14 protein-coding genes are annotated in these 17,664 nt (G+C 32.9%); 7 read left to right on the top strand and 7 right to left on the bottom strand.

Annotated elements, in window-relative coordinates; translation table 11 throughout:
- Positions 1-3 precede the first annotated feature (3 nt).
- The 6 genes from ppk1 to WH188_RS15290 all read left to right on the top strand — a co-directional run bounded on the left by ppk1 (position 4) and on the right by WH188_RS15290 (position 7,469).
- Positions 4-2,061, top strand: a complete 2,058-nt coding sequence (gene ppk1, locus WH188_RS15315) for a polyphosphate kinase 1 (protein WP_132768402.1) — start codon at positions 4-6, stop codon at positions 2,059-2,061.
- On the top strand, positions 2,054-2,929 hold the full coding sequence (locus tag WH188_RS15310; protein ID WP_339424292.1) for an SdiA-regulated domain-containing protein: 876 nt from the start codon (positions 2,054-2,056) through the stop codon (positions 2,927-2,929). The genes ppk1 and WH188_RS15310 overlap by 8 nt, the downstream gene beginning before the upstream one ends.
- A gap of 3 nt (positions 2,930-2,932) precedes the next feature.
- Positions 2,933-4,042, top strand: coding sequence for a metallophosphoesterase (locus WH188_RS15305; RefSeq protein WP_084825382.1), 1,110 nt, complete (start codon positions 2,933-2,935; stop codon positions 4,040-4,042).
- A 74-nt stretch (positions 4,043-4,116) separates the two neighbouring features.
- On the top strand, positions 4,117-6,456 hold the full coding sequence (locus WH188_RS15300) for a hypothetical protein (RefSeq protein WP_339424291.1): 2,340 nt from the start codon (positions 4,117-4,119) through the stop codon (positions 6,454-6,456).
- 109 nt (positions 6,457-6,565) lie between these two features.
- Positions 6,566-7,108, top strand: a complete 543-nt coding sequence (locus WH188_RS15295) for a YceI family protein (RefSeq protein ID WP_132839691.1) — start codon at positions 6,566-6,568, stop codon at positions 7,106-7,108.
- Positions 7,109-7,118: 10 nt separating this feature from the next.
- Positions 7,119-7,469: an ArsC/Spx/MgsR family protein gene (locus WH188_RS15290; RefSeq protein WP_208698125.1), complete on the top strand. Its 351-nt coding sequence runs from the start codon at positions 7,119-7,121 to the stop codon at positions 7,467-7,469.
- Positions 7,470-7,533: 64 nt separating this feature from the next.
- Here the strand turns inward: WH188_RS15290 and truA are convergent, their stop codons facing one another.
- Positions 7,534-8,334: a tRNA pseudouridine(38-40) synthase TruA gene (truA, locus tag WH188_RS15285; RefSeq protein WP_132768392.1), complete on the bottom strand. Its 801-nt coding sequence runs from the start codon at positions 8,332-8,334 to the stop codon at positions 7,534-7,536.
- Between the two features lie 88 nt (positions 8,335-8,422).
- Positions 8,423-8,959 carry a YfiT family bacillithiol transferase gene (locus WH188_RS15280; RefSeq protein ID WP_021188328.1) on the bottom strand — a complete coding sequence of 179 codons (537 nt, stop codon included), beginning with the start codon at positions 8,957-8,959 and terminating at the stop codon, positions 8,423-8,425.
- A 768-nt stretch (positions 8,960-9,727) separates the two neighbouring features.
- On the opposite strand from WH188_RS15280, the gene WH188_RS15275 reads away from it, so the two are divergent.
- Positions 9,728-10,567 carry a universal stress protein gene (locus WH188_RS15275; RefSeq protein ID WP_132839697.1) on the top strand — a complete coding sequence of 280 codons (840 nt, stop codon included), beginning with the start codon at positions 9,728-9,730 and terminating at the stop codon, positions 10,565-10,567.
- A gap of 104 nt (positions 10,568-10,671) precedes the next feature.
- On the opposite strand, the gene WH188_RS15270 is transcribed toward WH188_RS15275, so the two are convergent.
- From WH188_RS15270 to rocD, 5 genes are all read right to left on the bottom strand, one after another.
- Complete coding sequence (locus WH188_RS15270) at positions 10,672-13,209, bottom strand: TonB-dependent receptor domain-containing protein (RefSeq protein WP_339424290.1); 2,538 nt, start codon at positions 13,207-13,209, stop codon at positions 10,672-10,674.
- Between the two features lie 165 nt (positions 13,210-13,374).
- Entirely contained in the window at positions 13,375-14,061 is a 687-nt protein-coding gene (locus WH188_RS15265; RefSeq protein WP_339424289.1) for a LytR/AlgR family response regulator transcription factor, read from the bottom strand.
- Positions 14,051-15,091, bottom strand: coding sequence for a sensor histidine kinase (locus WH188_RS15260; protein WP_339424288.1), 1,041 nt, complete (start codon positions 15,089-15,091; stop codon positions 14,051-14,053). Before WH188_RS15260 ends, WH188_RS15265 begins: the two co-directional genes overlap by 11 nt.
- A gap of 255 nt (positions 15,092-15,346) precedes the next feature.
- Entirely contained in the window at positions 15,347-16,315 is a 969-nt protein-coding gene (locus WH188_RS15255) for an arginase (RefSeq protein WP_168126653.1), read from the bottom strand.
- Positions 16,312-17,580: an ornithine--oxo-acid transaminase gene (gene rocD / locus WH188_RS15250; RefSeq protein WP_339424287.1), complete on the bottom strand. Its 1,269-nt coding sequence runs from the start codon at positions 17,578-17,580 to the stop codon at positions 16,312-16,314. The genes WH188_RS15255 and rocD overlap by 4 nt, the downstream gene beginning before the upstream one ends.
- Positions 17,581-17,664 lie beyond the last annotated feature (84 nt).

The following is a 17,664-nucleotide window of genomic DNA, read 5'->3' as shown; positions in this document are numbered from 1 at the left end:
TGTATGCTAAACATTGAAAGTGAAGAAGTGAGTACACGTCTTTATAATCGTGATTTGAGCTGGTTATCGTTTAATGAGCGTATTTTGAGAGAAGCAGGTAAAAAACAAGTTCCGCTATTAGAGAGCATTAATTTTTTAGCAATTTTCTCTTCAAATCTGGACGAATTTTATCGGGTTAGAATGCCCGTACTGCTTGCTTTGAAAAAGATTAAACATCAGGAAAACATAGATAATGACTCGCAAGACGTTAAAATTTATAAACAGGTCAAGTTACGCATAAAAAAACAGTTATCTCTTTTTGGAAGTATCTTGGTAAGTGAAATCATTCCTGCTTTAAAATCAGCTAACATTCATTTCATCTATAATGAAACAATCCCCGATACTATTGTTAACCAAACTAAAGATTATTTTTATGAACGGATTGCATCATACTTAGAAATATCTATTATTGAAGATGTCACTTTTTTTCCAAAAAACAATCAACTTTATTTTGTTTTTACTTTCAAAGAAGGGGAACTTGATAAGTTGGGAATGATTTCTATTCCGTCGGATCAAGTTTCCAGATTCTATTATGTTGCCACTGAAGATAAAAATTATATTGTTTTTATTGACGATATTATTAGGCAAAACTTTCCAGATATTTTCAAAGATCACTTCATTACAGGTATGTATTCATTTAAGGTGACTCGTGATGCAGAGTTGGAGTTAAATAATGAATTTGAAGGCTCGTTGCTTCTGAAAATTGAAAAGCAGATCAGAAAAAGAGATTTTGGGCTAGCAACACGTTTACTCTATCAGCCAGATCTTCCAGATGATCTTTTAAGTGCATTGATTAAGTTGTTTAAACTTCGCAAATCTAGTTGTATAAAAGGAGGTAACTATCATAATCTAAAAGATTTTTTTTCTTTTCCGATTGATAAAAAAGAGTGGAAATATAGACCTCAACCTCCAATACCTTATCGGTTTAAATCTTCATTTTTATCTTTGTTAGATGAAATTAGTGTTGAAGACATCCTCGTTAATACTCCCTACGAGTCTTATGATGTGGTGCTTAGATTTTTTAATGAGGCAGCGGTTCGTCGAGATGTGGAAGAAATATATATATCCATGTATCGGGTAGCTAGTGATTCTAAAATTCTACATGCAGTATTAAATGCAGTCAAAAATGGAAAAAAAGTAACTGTTTTCGTGGAATTAAAAGCGAGATTTGATGAGGAAAATAATATTTATTGGGCAAAGAAATTAAAAGCAGCAGGTGTAAATGTACTATATAGTATTCCAAATTTAAAAGTGCATGCTAAAATTGCTTTAGTAAAAACAAAACAAGGTAATGCCGTCCAGTATTTTGGTTTACTTTCTACGGGCAATCTGAATGAAAAAACAGCCCATAGGTATGCTGATCATGTTTTATTGACTGCTCAGCAAGAAATCTTACAAGAAGTAATGGAGGTGTTTAATGTGTTAAAAAAAAGACGAGATCAAACTTCCTATTATAGTACCCATTTCAAGTATTTACTGGTGTCACAATATAATTTGGCAGCAGGTTTTATGCAGCTCATCGATCAGGAAATTGCATCTGCAAAGATGGGATTGCCAGCATGGATTATTATTAAGGTCAATAATTTAGAAGAAAAGGGCATGATCCAAAAGTTGTATGAGGCAAGTCAAGCTGGAGTGGTAATTCAATTAATAGTCAGGAGTATCTGTCGTCTAATACCGGGTGTTGCCGGTCTAAGTGAAAATATTAGCGTTAGACGTATTGTAGATAGATACTTAGAACATAGTAGAGTTTTTATATTTAACAATAATGGTCAAGAACAGGTGTATTTAGGATCGGCAGACTGGATGCACCGTAATATATACAATAGGATAGAAGTTTGTTTTCCGATTGTTAATAGACGATTAAAAAAGGAGATTCAAACAATTATTGCTATACAATTGGAAGACGATACGTCTGCTGAAGTTCTGGATGAACATATGGATTCCATCGAAAGATCTGTTGATAAAGGTATTCGCGCCCAAGAGTGTATTTATGATTATTGTAAACAACTAAATGAGTAAGGAAATGAATGGTAGAAAATTATTATTGATATGTATGCCTATTGCTAGTCTATTTTTCTTGACAGCATGTGCACAAACTACTCAAGTTTATAGGAGTCCAAAGGGCTATGATTTCAATAAAGGAGAAAAATTATTTTTACCAGATGCTCTTCATGAACTATCTGGAATAGCATTTCCTGTAGAAAGCTCCAAACATATCTTTGCAAACGAGGATGAAAATGGTCTGGTGTATTATTTTGCGCCAGGTGAACACCAGTACCAGCAGATCAAGTTTGCAAAGAAAGGTGACTACGAGGGAATTGCCATCAGTAATGGATATATTGTAGTGCTAGAAAGTAAAGGTACAGTCTATTCGTTTCCTTACAGTGATATACTTCAAAGGGAAGCTACAAATGTTAAAGTAGGAAAAGACCTGATTCCTAAAGCTGAATATGAATCACTAGCGGCCTCTCAATCAGACAGTTTATTGTATATTATATGTAAGAAATGTGCTGTTGATAAATCGTCTAGCAAAGTTACTGGTTATGTATTGGGACTTTCTAAAGAGGGTGATTTTTTCAAAAAAGGGGAATTTAAAATTGATGAGAAACAAATTGACTTAATTAGTAGTTTAAAAGGAAAACAGTTTCGGCCATCAGCTTTGACTAAAAACAAGCGGACAAACGAGTGGTATATTTTGTCCTCGATTAATAAAATGTTAGTTGTTGCAAATGAAAAATGGGAGGTGGTTGGCGCATTTCCATTAGATCCGTCACTTTTTAATCAGCCTGAAGCTATTGCATTTGATGATTCGGGCAGTTTATATATTGGTAATGAGGGTGGAGATAAAGCAAATAAAGCAACATTATTAAAATTTAAATTGAATTAAAAGATGTTGAAATTTTTATGTGTTACACTTCTTTCATTTTTAATGACTGGGGTATTTGCACAAGATAGTGTAGTAAACCGAGTTATTTTTATTGGTGATGCCGGTGAGATTAATTTTAAACAGGAAACGATTATTCCACTTGCCGCCGCACTGGTTTTAAAAGGGAAGACAACTGTTATGTTTTTGGGGGATAATATCTACCCCAGTGGTATGGGGCTACCCGGTAGTAAGGAAGAATTGGAAACAGCATCGATCTTAAGGTCACAGTATGAACCTATGCGAGCCGCTGATGCACCGGTATATTTTATACCCGGCAATCATGATTGGGATAAGATGGGGAAACAGGGACTAGCAAAGATCAGAGCTCAAGGAAATTTTCTGGATGCACAACAAGATTCACTTTTGCAATTAGTTCCTAAAAATGGCTGTCCTGATCCGGTAGAAATTCCTATTTCAGATCATCTGGTTATTATTGCCTATGATAGTGAATGGTGGCTTTTTCCTCATGAAAAGATCGATACTAATATTAGATGTGGCTGTGATTCTGAAGTTAAAGTTATAGAAAAACTGAAGGAATTGGTTCATAAGAATAAGAATAAAACAATTTTGGTTGCTTCACATCATCCTTTCTATTCATACGGTGTTCATGCGGGTTACTATTCGTGGAAGGACCATATTTTTCCACTTACAATATTGAATAAAAATTTTTACCTTCCATTACCTGTAATTGGATCATTGTATCCATTAATGAGATCAACAGTGTTTTCAAATCCTGAAGATATGAATCATTCGGATTACAAACGTTTAAAACTACAAGTAAATGCGGTATTTGAGGGAGTTCCGAATTATGTTTACATATCTGGTCACGATCACGGCTTACAGTTTATAAAAAAAAGAGATCAATATCAAATTGTTAGCGGTTCTGGAGCAAAAAGCTCATCTATAAAAAGTAATAGTAACTTACTTTATAAAAATTCAATGCAGGGTTTTGTTACTGTGGATCTATTATTGGATAGAAGTACTCAGATTACTTATTATACTTACGATAATAAGGGTATTAAGGCAGATTATGCATACCGGATACCTTATAAAACAGAAATCACAAATAAATAACGAACTGAATCTACTCTGCATAACATTCCCATCTTAAATGTGATGGGTCGTGTTAGTAATTTAATTTTTTTAATATGCAATCAGCATTATTTACTATAATAAATGAGGAGGAAGATCAATTTCCTGAAATTGAAACCCACCTTTCTTTTGACCCATTTTTGAATTATCTGAAAAGAAAAGGTGAAAATGAAATATCAATTAAAAAGAACTTTTTATCTAGTGTATTAAAGGATTTTAATCAAGCATTTGCAAAATATGGTCCTTTGGATAAGCACAATATTCACCAATTTGAAAACGAATTTAGATTAATTCATGCATCTTTAAATCCAGTATTACAAGATGATGAGGACACTTATTGGGCATTGGGCTTTCCTTTAGGACAAAAAATATGTTTTGGAACAGATAAATTCTATGCTTTACTTGAACAGTATAGATGTGATAATCAACTTGCTTTAGCACATGATTCTGTTGGGTTTTCTGAGAAAATCCAGATGTTGTATTCATTTATATTAGAAAGGTTATATGGGATAAAATCTGCAAAGCATTTTGAGATAATTCATTCCTTTATCGATGCATTGACTGGACTACAAAAGTATTACCGGATCAATATCGATCATACTTTTGTAGATGTAAAAGTAATCGGAAATTTACCTGTTTTTGATCGGATAAAAGTAATTGATGAGTTTTCAAAAACATTAAATTTTGAGATAATAAAAACTTTGATTCCATTGAATAAAATCAAAATGGATGGTTTTTCTATTTTAACAGTTACTGATATTACTGAGCAACAGGCGCTTGAAAATATAAAAAATATCATTATAAGGGGAATTGATGAAGCAGATTCTTATGGACACGTGATTATGGCTTTAAGAACATTAGCAGGAAATCCTGCTATTGAATTTTCTCTTTTACCTTTTTTTAAGTTGAATAACAAAGTCGTATTTGATTTTAAAGAAAAGAAAACGTCAGCTTTATTGGATTTATTAAAAATTAATAAAGGAAGTGAGCAACGTATTCAAGAGTTGCTGGATGAATTTATTAAGCAACCCCAAATTCTTGTTTTTAGTAAAGATTTTCCTATTGAAGATAAAACTATGTCGTTCCTTTGGGAACGACTGAAAGATCTGGGCATCGTCAACTATGCATTGATTCCCATAGCCCATAATAAAGAGATCGTAGGTGTTATCGAAGTCTTTACAAAAACAGATGCAGTTCTTGATGAACAGATTTTGGCTCGAATATTTAGTGCAAGTACCTTACTAGCACAGTTGCTAAAAGATGAAATTGTTGAGTTTCAGACAAAAATAAACGAGGTTATAAAGGAAAAATTTACATCTCTTCAATCAGCAGTACAGTGGAAGTTTAATCAAGAGGCGTGGGAATATTTACAAAGAATAGAACAAGATAAACCTAAACCTATTGTTGGTGATATTAAATTTGAACAAATATATCCGTTGTACGGTGCCATCGATATTCGAAATTCAACTATTGAAAGAAATAAGGCGGCTTTTCAGGACATGATTGTTCAATTAGAATTATTGGAGAATGTCTTAATTCAATTGAAACACTTAAATAGTATTGTTATTCTTGATGAAATGATTTTCAACTGCCGAAGATGGTTACAGGAAATTAATGAAGAATTAATGGATAGTATGCAGATTCAGCTTAATGACTTTTTTAATCAAAATGTGGCTGAAGTTCTCACTTATTTTAAGGAGAATTTAAAAGAATCTCATCCGATTATTGCCGCATATGAAAATGCTATCCATCCTTTAAATGGGGTTGTTTATAAAAATCGTAATGTTTTAGAAAAATCGATACGTTTAATTAATAGTGGAATAAGTGGTTATCTGGAGTTATTTGAAAAGGAATTGCAAAATTCTTACCCTTGTTATTTTGAAAAATTTAGATCAGATGGTATTGAATATGATATTTACATAGGCCAATCTATCGCTCCAGACAAAAAGTTCAATGAGATATACTTAAAAAATATCCGACTTTGGCAATTGACGTCAATGGCGGCGATTGCAAAAATTACACATAGTCTGTTGGATCAAATGGAGAAACGTTTACTAACAACGCAGCTTATTTTTGTTAATGCTACGTTGATCGATATTAATTTTAGAACAGATGAACACCGATTTGATGTAGAGGGAGCTTATAATATTCGCTATCAGATTATAAAAAAGAGAATCGATAAAGTGACTATTAAAGGTTCGAACGAACGCCTTACTCAGCCGGGTAAAATTGCTATTGTCTATTTTACAAAGCGTGAGGAAAAGGAATATTTAGGATATATTCAATATCTACAAAAGAGCGGATCTTTATTAGATGATCTAGAAGAATTGGAATTGGAAGAATTACAGGGTGTTAAAGGATTGCAAGCGTTGAGAATAGGAATTAATTTAGCCTAAAGTAGCATACTCAACGTATCAAACAAATGATCTAAATCAATTTTTAGATTTTTAGTAATCCTTATTTGCAATTATTAGATATCTACCTAATTAATTAAAATAACAGTTTATGGCAACATACAAATGGTCAATAGACCCAAGTCATAGTGAAGTCGCTTTTAAAGTGAAACACTTAATGATTACAACGATAACAGGTTATTTTGGTAAGTTCACACTTGATCTTGAAACTACTTCTAATGATTTTAATACCGCTAAGAATATAGCATTTAAAGCGGAGATAAATTCTATCAATACCAATGATACACAAAGAGACGAACATTTGAAGTCAGCTGATTTTTTTAATGCTGAAGCCTACCGTTATTTAGAATTTACTGGTGTTAAATATGTAGGAATCGGGGATGAAGCGCAACTAACCGGAAATTTGACAATAGGAAATATTACCAAAGTTATTACATTACAAGTTTTGTTTGGCGGGATTGTGGTCGATAGTTATGGCCAAACAAAAGCAGGCTTTTCTTTAAGCGGGCAACTTAGTCGTAAGGAATTTGGTTTAACATGGGATGCTGTTACAGAAGCTGGTAATATTGTGGTTAGTGATGAAGTACGAATTAGTGCTGAAGTTCAAGTGATTAAAAAAGATATAATACTCTAGATTTTGGATCATGATAAAGATATATCATAACAAATTGTGTAGTAAAAGCTGTGCTGTATTAGATTTATTGAAATCGAAAGATGTAGATTTATCAATACGGGAGTATCTTCAAGATGTTCCTAGTAAAGATGAATTGCTTGAGCTGGTCACTTTACTTCAATTAAAACCTCTTGAGCTGATACGACGTAATGAATCAATTTTTCAAGAAAAGTTTAAAAATCTTGTTCTTTCGGATGAAGAATGGATCTCCGTTATGTTGGAGTATCCTATTCTAATTGAGCGTCCTATTGTTGTAAAAGATGGTAAGGCCGTTATCGGTCGACCGATTGATAAAGTAATAACACTAATATCAGAAGGTTAACATTATTTGTTATGAAAAGTATCTAGATAGGATTGCATACTTTATTTTTTTTAATACTGGGTATCTAAATAGAAATCCAGTCGGAACTTTGGGAAGGTGTTAAAAAATCAGTGCGTGGTGGAAGATTTAGGTATGGATAGTTAACTTTGGATAGATACAAACCTATTGGATGGGCTGGTCTCAATATTTTGGGAAGTTCTAATGTAATTAAATGATTTTCAAATTCATCAATACTTAGTTCCCCATTACCTATTTTTAAAAGTTTACCGGTTAGAATTCTGATCATCTTACCTAAAAATCTATTACTGGAAATATTAAACCGAATTCTATCACCTTTTGTATTGACAAATATTCCTGCAGCTGTTACGTGGCAGATTGTATGTTCATTTTTATCAGGATGTGTGCAAAAGGGACGAAAATCCTTATATTTTAAGAGCAATTTTGCAGCTTCACTCATTTTGTCTAAATTTAATTTGGGATATAAGTATAATGAGCTTTGATTGCTTAAGAAAGGATCTTTGTACGTGTGAATAAAGTAATCATATTCTCTATGCACTGCATCAAAACGAGCATGCGGCTTACCTTCCATTTTTATTATATCGTAAATGGCGATGTTATCAGGAAGAGCCTTATTGAGTCGAAATAATAAGTCGAAATCATATTCTTTCTCAATATCCGCATGAAAAAAGTACTGACTAGCGTGGACTTGAGCATCTGTACGGCCACAACCAAATATGGTGGTTGGTACTTTTAATACTTTATGGAGTGTATTTTCCAAAACTTCTTGTACGCTTTCTACATCAGGTTGTCTTTGCCAACCATTATAATTCTGACCCTGATAGGCGATATGGAAAAAATATCTCAATTTACCTTTTTAATTTAATGCAATTTTACAAAAAAATGCTAGCTTATTTTTATAAAAAACTTATTACCTTCATAATATTTTAAATTGACTATTCCTTATTCATTTTTGCGATTTTAATATGTGCAAGATGATGCTCACAATGCCAAGCGTACAGTCCAATATTTGTTTTAATATTAATGAGTTCGTTCGAATCAGGATGTCTAAATTGTCTGGCCATATCCGAAGGTGTCATATTTTGTAGTAAAACTACCCAGCGGTAATGTAGAGCTTCTAGCATATTTATAGAAGAATTAATAGCAAGTTCTTTTGAGTCAATAAGTTCTGCCCAAAGATCTTCAGCATATGGTTTTATAACGGGTATATCTTCTGTCAAAGCTAGTTTAAATCTGATTAAACTATTCATGTGGCTGTCAGCACAATGATGTATTATTTGTCTTATTGACCAACCATTAGGTCTATAGGTTTTTTGTAATGCTTCTTCCGATAATTCTTGAACTTCTTTTTTTAGAAGATCTGGGAAAGATTGTATAATTCCAATCCATTTTGTTATCGTTCCATTATCTATTGTATTTGGCGCAATAAATTTACCAATTGGAAACTTCAGTTTATCGATATTAGATTTCATATCTACGTATAAGTTCTTATGTTTTTAACGTCATTGTCGAGCTTCCTGAAAAGATCACTTATTTCTTTTATTTCGAATTACGTATGTATTAATACGGCTCTTAATTCCTTTACAGCGATAAATCATTGTTTTAATAATACGATTAATAATGCGATAGCAAAAATAACCGATTACAGATACAGTTAAGATTATTATTGTATTATCAACCCATTTTGGCAATAGATGATTTAGCAAAAAATATCCCATGAAGATCAGGTATGCTACTAAATAAAGTATGATGTAAAAGCTCTTTTTCCAACCAAACCAAGCTGAGAGATATAAATAGCTACTGATTAATCCAATACATGGTAATATGTAAACAAGGTTTGTATCAGCTAACTTATCATCAAAAGGAGCATAGAAGAATCTACTGATCAGGATGATTATAGCTAAATTAAAAATAAATTTAAGGATCCAGTGGATATTATATATGTACATAAGTTTTATATAATTATTAAAGACAATTGCCAGGTTTTCAACGTATTTTACTATAAACTATAGGTACAGACCAATAATTGAAAACCGAAAAAATTAAAATTAGCAAATTTCGATTCGAAAAACTAATTATAAATATGAAACAACTTGCGTAATCGGTCATAAGACATTTCTAGTTTATTCGGAATATTTATTTATGCATTTAGATTAATGTGTATTATTTTCTTAATTTTTAAACTAAAAATAAGATTCGGTTGTTTAGTAATCGAGTATACATTACAAGAAATCACGATCATGGAAACAATTGTTTTTTTAACCGATTTTTCTGTTCCTGCTAGACATGCTTTCGATCAACTCTTGACCCTTGCTAAGCAAACAGCTATAAAAAAAGTCATCATATACCACTCCTTAGGGTATCTAAATGGAGGATTTTACTATGTCGGCGAGTTTATACCGCCACCAATTCTTGTAGATGAAACAGATATTGCGGCAGTAGACTCAAAAATGCTTCTTTTGAAACAGGAATTATTAAATGTTTCACCAGCTACAAACGTCCATACAAGACATGATAGTTTTACTGTTTTAGATGGCATGGAGCGAATTTCCGAAGAGGGGCATGTTGACCTAGTTATTGCTGGCATGAGAGGAAATGATGATAATGGTAAAAATAGTATTGGTACTATTACCAATGAGCTGATACAGGCACATCTGTATAACCTTTTATTGGTACCAGATATGGATAAAGTACATATCTTTAAAAATGTGATCCTTGCAGTGGATCTATTGCATTTAGATGAACGATTGCCCGTGAAAACAATATTTCATTTACAAGAATTGTTATCTTTAAGATGGTATGTTGTAAATGTAAGTGTTCAAGGGAAGCATAAGGCAGCTGATTTAATTGAGGAACAATCTTTTTTGCATGCAAGTTTAGATAGTCTTGAACCGACTTACTCTTATTTGGAAGGTGAAGATTTTGTTGAGAAACTAAATGTATATGTTCAAGAACATAATATTCATGTATTGATCACTGTACCCCGTAAACTTGGATTTATCGCTTCGTTTTTTCAAAAAAGTGCCTCAAAAAAATTGGCAGTTAATGCCAAGGTCCCTATTTTAATGTTAGTATCTTAATTAACTTCTTCATTTTTGTAAGTTAAATCAATTAGATTAAAATAGAGGGGTGTATATAGATTAAGATCTATATACACCCCTTTATTTGTTATTGTACGGGTAGATTACTGCATTTGCATTCCTTCCATCGAATTTTGATTTTTGTTTTTCTTAAACATATTCATATCCATTTTTCCAAAGCGATAAGATAAGTTCAATTTGATTAGTTGAGGATTTGAAAGTCGATAATAAGATTGTGTAAACCCTTCTCCTGAAGATACAATTGTATTACCTCGGCTTCTGAAAATATCATTCACAGCTAAAGTTACTGAGGCAGCTTGATTTTTTAAGAAACTCTTTTTGAGAGCTAGATCGACACCATAAAAAGGTTTGATGTATCCTTGGGATGAGCTTTGTGCTTGATTCATTGGAGGACCAAATGACTGGCCTTGTGTGACAGGCATATTTGTTTTGCCTTGATATTCAAATGCGACTTGAAGATTCCAATTGTTTTTAACATTAAAGGTGTTGTTCAATTTTCCAAACACTGTCCACATTGCTTCAGACGGGGTACTGTCGTCAACTTCTATTTTTGAATTATAGAAATTAAGATCTGCGGTTAAATCCCACCATTTTTTAAGATTATTGGTATATGTAAATTCTGCACCATAGTTTTTACTAGAATTGGCATTAATATAGGTATTTATAAAATCCATCTTGCCTGTTACTGGATTTAATTCCTGAGTCAAAAATCTGGTAATCAAATTATTGGTAGATTTATAATAAACTGAAGCTAAAAAAGTGCCTTTTCCATGTGTTCTACTATACGAAAGCTCGCCAGAAGTCGTGAATTCAGGAACAAGATCGGCATTACCTTTCGTAATATTTAAGCTGTCTGTATAATCGATAACAGGTATCGTTTGAAAAAAATTAGGACGATTCACGCGACGCGTGACACTCATCTGGATTTGATCTTTTTCGGTCAGTTTTTTACTTAAAAACACAGATGGAAATAGGCTTAATGGATAATTGTTCTTAAATTTTTCATTAGTATTTAAAAGTTCTCCATTATAAGTTGAGTTTTCAGCACGTAGACCTATTTTATAGGATACCCAATCTTTAAAATTTCCTCCGAGGGAAACGTAAGCGGCATAAACGCTATTTTTACTATCGTAATTAGCGGATGCTGAAGAAATATTTTTAAAGTCTTCTTCACCAATATCTTGTATTGAATTATCGTTGAGATTTTTTAATTTATTAATTTGGGCACGAAGACCGGTCTCCAATTTCATTCCATTTTTGAAAGGCTTAACATAGTCCGTTTGGATAGTAATAAATTTATTATTTCCAAAACCGATGTTCTGTTGTTTTTTTGTGCCTGTTATCTGGTTTATATCATTGAGATAATTTGTGGTGTAAAGACCGTTTGAATTATTATTACCTCCGAAATAATTAAAGTCAACAGTTAATTCCTCACCTTCTGTTTTAAATTTCTGCACTATTCCGGCCTGTAGACCTCTTGGTTTAAAGCTTCGTTCGGATTCCGAAATTCGATTGCTTAATGAGGTTTTTCCTTCAGATTGTGTTGATATTAGGGTTTCTTCATTTGGACGAAATTTCCCTTCAACCAAAACTCCGGCAATTGATAATGAAGTTCGTGGACTGAAATCATAATCTAAACCAAGTCTTCCAAAAGTGATCATACCCTTTGTTTTTCCTTCAATATCTTGATCTACAGTTGAATTTATGTTATTTATATTACTCGTTCTATGACTATCTCCTTCAGTATTCGTACGCATTCGCATATTCATTCCTGTAAATGACAGGTTTAATTTGTTTTGACGCGCATTGAGGCTTCCCATAAAATTAGTTCCGCCAAATCGATCTCCACCTAGGGTAACCATACCATTATATCCTGTTTTCTTATTTTTTTTAAGGATTATATTTAAAATTCCAGCCATACTTCCTGAGGCATCGTACTTTGCAGAAGGGTTTGTGATGATCTCTATTTTTTCGATGACATCTGCGGGGATCTGATCTGGTGAAAGTGTTGTAGGCTTTCCATCTACAAAAATGGTTGGTGCAGCATTTCTGAGCTTGACATTTCCATCGATATCTACTTGTACAGATGGCATATTACGAAGTACATCGATAGCAGTACCGCCAGTTGCTACGATGTTTTTTTCCACATTGAATACTTTTTTATCAATATCCATTTCCAATAAAGCCTTTCGACCTGTGACAGTTACTTCTGCAAGTTGTTGATTGTCATTTTTAAGTACAATAGTTCCTATATTTTTGTTTAAGACTTTTTTATCATCACTATGATCAACATTTAGCTCGAGCGTTGCGTAACCTATTGAGCTGATTTTTAATTTCCAATTATTGGTATTAGAAATAGCTGAAAAGTTAAAATTTCCATTTTCCAGCGAACTTGTACTTCTTATTAATATTTCTCTTTCCTGATTGTTTTTTTGATCTTTGATAACCTGAAAGAGATTAATCGAAGCCTTTGAAATAGGTTTTCCTTGACTGTCTATAATTTGACCAAAGATTGTACCTTCAGACTTATTTACGTTTGTAGGTGAATTTTCAGCGGTATTTTGAGCATACACAGTTGATATTGCAGTTGCTACAATAAGCGTTGATATATATCTTTTCATTATTCTTTTTTTATCGATTTGTTTATCCCTTTTTAATAGAGGTCTGATATATGACAAATTTGAGAAGGATTTTTAATCTACACAATGATCTGTAGACAGACAGCGTAAATGTGTAGACGAATGAAGTTATTGAAATAAATGTTAGTGTCGACAAGAGAATTTAATTTAGAAAATTTCGATATTTCCAACATATTTTTTGCCTACTGGCAGTGCAATCTCAGGAAGTGTTAATTTCGTTAGAGCGACGTGCTGAATTCTATTTTTGTTTACTATATATGAATTATGGATTCTTAAAAAATCTTTTACTGGCAGAATTTTTTCCATACCTCTTAGGTTACTACGGGTAAGAAGTGGAGCATTCCGATTTACCATATAGATTTTAACATAATCTTTTAATCCTTCTATGTAACTTATTTCATTGATAAATATTTTAATCTTTTTATACTCAACATTGACGACGATGTGATCTACTGTATTATTTTGATTTGCTCGTAAAAGCATAATGTCTTCAACCTTTCGAATAGCGCTAGTCAATCTTTCTTTTGCAATGGGTTTCAATAGATAATCCACTGCATTCAATTCAAAACCCTCCACAGCATATTGATGATATGCCGTAGTGAATATAAATAAAGGTGGATTAGTAAGTTCCCGGATAAATTGTGTTCCTAATTTTTCCGGCATTTGTATATCCAAGAAAATCAGATCGACTTCATGATCTCTCAAGTAATCGACGACATCGATTGGCGAGTTAAACTTGTGCAGTATTTCAACATTGTCAAAGCTTAATAAATCGTCTTCTAAGATGTTTAAAGCAAATGGTTCGTCATCTATAAGTAAGCATTTAATTTTCATCGGTCATCAATTTGAGTATTACCTGGAAATAACCGTCATCCGTTTTTGTAATGGAAAGATCATGACGATTTGGATATAACAGTTGCAAGCGACGCTGAACATTGGTTAATCCAATTCCTTCACTTGTTCGAAGTTCTGTATGCTGTAGTATTTTATTGCTGGACTTAAAAATTATACCGCCTGGAATCTGTGCGAATTGAAACTTGATTTCTGGACTGTTTTTACTGTCTACACCATATTTGAATGCATTCTCTACAAAATGAATAAATAGTAAAGGTGGTATCAATCTATTTTTTAGATTAGATTCAATTTCGAGATCCACATTTCCAGCTATCGGAAGACGGAGTGTTTGTAAGGCAATAAAATTCTGCATATGCTCGATTTCCTTAAAGAGCTCTACTTTTGCACCATCAACTTCATAGAGAATGTACCGCAATATTTCGGATAATTTGACGATTGTGTCTTCAGAATCTGGTGATTGTTTACGGATCAACCATCGGATATTGTTAAGGGTGTTGAATAGGAAATGTGGACTGATCTGAAGCTTTAGAATTGTTAATTCTGCTTTTGTTTTCTCCAAAGCAATCTGCTTATTTAATTCTTTTTGCCTGGCTTGTTCCCCGTATAGAAAAATCATGGATGAGGTAATTAAACAAAGTGAATATATAATTCCAGGCCCGATCACTAGTCGTACGAAAAGTATATTTTCTTTTGTGAAATGTGCCAATTCTCCATTAGGATTAAAGTATACAATAGCATAGTTTAGCGCGACATAGGATAAAAAAGCACAAGCAATTAAAAGCACCAGAAACTTTCTGCGTGTAAAGAAGTATTTTGGTGCGACATAATAGCAGTGTAAATAAAAATTTGTTGCCAAAAATATAATATTGGCTAGATGAGATAGAGCAGAGTAGGGCTTAAACTCCGAAATCTTATCTGGTTGATAGAGATAGGTGATAAAGGGAAGTAACAATAAAATGGTCCAGATGACTATGTCTAAATAGAATTTTCTGAAAAATTTGCCGATCATAACATTTTTTTAGCCAATATATTTAAGGTATATAACAAATAGTAGATCAGTTTAAATTTATCTTACCATTTTATTTTGTTCTTAAATACTTATAGTAACAATGTTACAAATTTTTAATTAGAATGTTACATGCTGAATCATTGTATATTGGGTTAAATGGTTGCGAATTCTCTGCATAACAATAATTGAACAATTGAAATTAGAAACTAATAATTCTTATTTTCAATTGTTCAATTCCAAGAAATCATATCGAAATTACGATACTGATTTTAAAGTTTCAATAGATGCTGTCACTTGGTCTAAAATTTCGAACGCAACCTCTGCCATTCTATTCCCTTGACTGTCTAAAAGGGGATTTACCTCTACAAATTCTAAGCAAACCACTTTATTAGATGCAATAATTTCTTGAAGCAATGATGTTATTTCCGTTTGATTAAATCCTTTGGGTACTGGTGTACCAGTACCGTTAGAAATTAGCTCGCTGTCCATACTGTCAACGTCAAATGAAACATAAATATGGTCACATCCTTCCAATTGCTGAAGGGTGCTCTGAACACAGGATTTAATTCCCATATCACGTAATTGCTCTACTTGGTATTTTTTTATATTCAGTTCCGCAATTAGATTTTCTTCTGGTAATTCGGTATCGCGAACACCAAAGTAGATCAGGTGTTCTGCTATTATTTTAGCTTGGGAAGTTCCTATTGTTTTTAATTTATTCCAATATTGTTTGGTTTCTGCATCAACATTATTAATTTGATTTTCTAAATTGTCCGTACCTAATACCGCCGCTAAAGGCATTCCATGTAAATTACCAGAAGGTGTGGTATAGGGTGAATGTAAATCAGCATGGGCATCTATCCATATTACTCCTAATGTTTTTTCTGGATATGCCGACTTTATACCACTAATGGTACCAATTGCAGATGAATGGTCTCCTGAAAAAACCAGGGGAAACTGTTCTTCTAGTAAGCTATCTTCAACAGCTATTGCCAATAATTTGCACTGCTGTAAGACCTGCTTTATTCTCTTACCAAATGGATTAACAAGCGGATCATAAACTGTGTTATTGCGCGTTTGTATATCTATAAAATTATAGTTATTGAAGTATTGACTTCCTTTATTAATTGCAGCAATTTCGATAGCGTCAATCCCTAGGTCGGAACCGCGGGTACCTGCTCCAATATCCGATCTATTTTTAATTAATTTAATCGATCTATTCATATTTTTTGTGCAAATTGATGAAGTGATTTTTCTATAATTGATAGACTTTCCGTAATTTGATCTTCTGTAATTACTAATGGGGGAGCTAATCTAATTTTATTACCGTGAGTAGGTTTGGCTAATAATCCATTTTCCTTAAATTTTAGACAAATTTCCCAAGCAGTATTATCTTCTTCTTTGCTATCTATTACAATTGCATTTAATAATCCTTTTCCTCTGACTTCTTTAATTATGGGACATCTTATCATCATTTCTTGAAGGCCTTCTCTGAATATTTTACCCATTTTTTCAGCATTTAATGCTAAATCCTCATCTATGATCACTTGAAGAGCTTCCATGGATACTGCACAGGCTAGGGGATTCCCACCATATGTTGAACCATGTTCTCCAGCTTTTATAGTCAGCATAATATAATCGTCTGCTAGAACAGCAGAAACCGGAAGTACACCTGCAGAAAGTGCTTTTCCTAAAATTAAAACATCAGGCTTTGTATTTGAATTGGTATCTTTAATATCAAAAGAGGCTAGCATATTTCCTGTTCTTGCAATACCAGTTTGAATTTCATCGACTATAAATAATACGTTGTAGTCTTTGCAAAGTGCTTTTATACGAGAAAGATAATCATCACTTGGAACGATAATTCCAGCTTCGCCCTGAATGGGTTCAACAATAAATCCAGCAATGTTCGTATCATTTTTTAGTAATTCTTCAAATGCTTGAACGTCGTTATAAGGCACTTGTGTAACCCCATCTAAGAAAGGTCCAAAATCTTTTCTTGCCGAATCATCATTTGAAGCAGAAATTACGGATATGGTTCTACCATGGAAGTTACCACTAGCGAAGACTATTTTGGCTTGATTTGCAGGAAGCCCTTTAACTAAGTAAGCCCATTTACGGCATAACTTCATGGCTGTTTCTACGGCTTCAACACCGGAATTCATAATTAAAGCTTTATCATAACCAAACAGATTACAAAGATACTCTTCAAAATCACCTAATTTATCACTATAAAATGCTCTTGAAGTTAAGGTAAGCTTTTCAGCTTGTTGGGTTAAGGCTTTAATAATCCTTGGATGACAATGTCCCTGGTTTACCGCTGAGTATGCTGAAAGAAAATCAAAGTATCGGTTTTCTTCAACATCCCACACAAATACTCCTTTTCCTTTTGCTAAAACCACAGGTAAGGGATGATAATTGTGGGCACCATATTTATTTTCCTTTGCAATGAATGCATTGCTTTTTGCTAAATTTGTTAAGTCTGCCATATTATTTGTAATTGGAATTATGAAATAAATGTACGATATTTAATTTTAATAGCCTAATATGGATTTAAATTCACTCAATTAGTA

The organism is Sphingobacterium sp. MYb388 (genome assembly GCF_037479535.1).
Taxonomy (GTDB): domain Bacteria; phylum Bacteroidota; class Bacteroidia; order Sphingobacteriales; family Sphingobacteriaceae; genus Sphingobacterium; species Sphingobacterium anhuiense.
The sequence above is the reverse complement of the archived record's forward strand: the minus strand, read 5'-3'. Positions and strand labels throughout refer to the sequence as shown.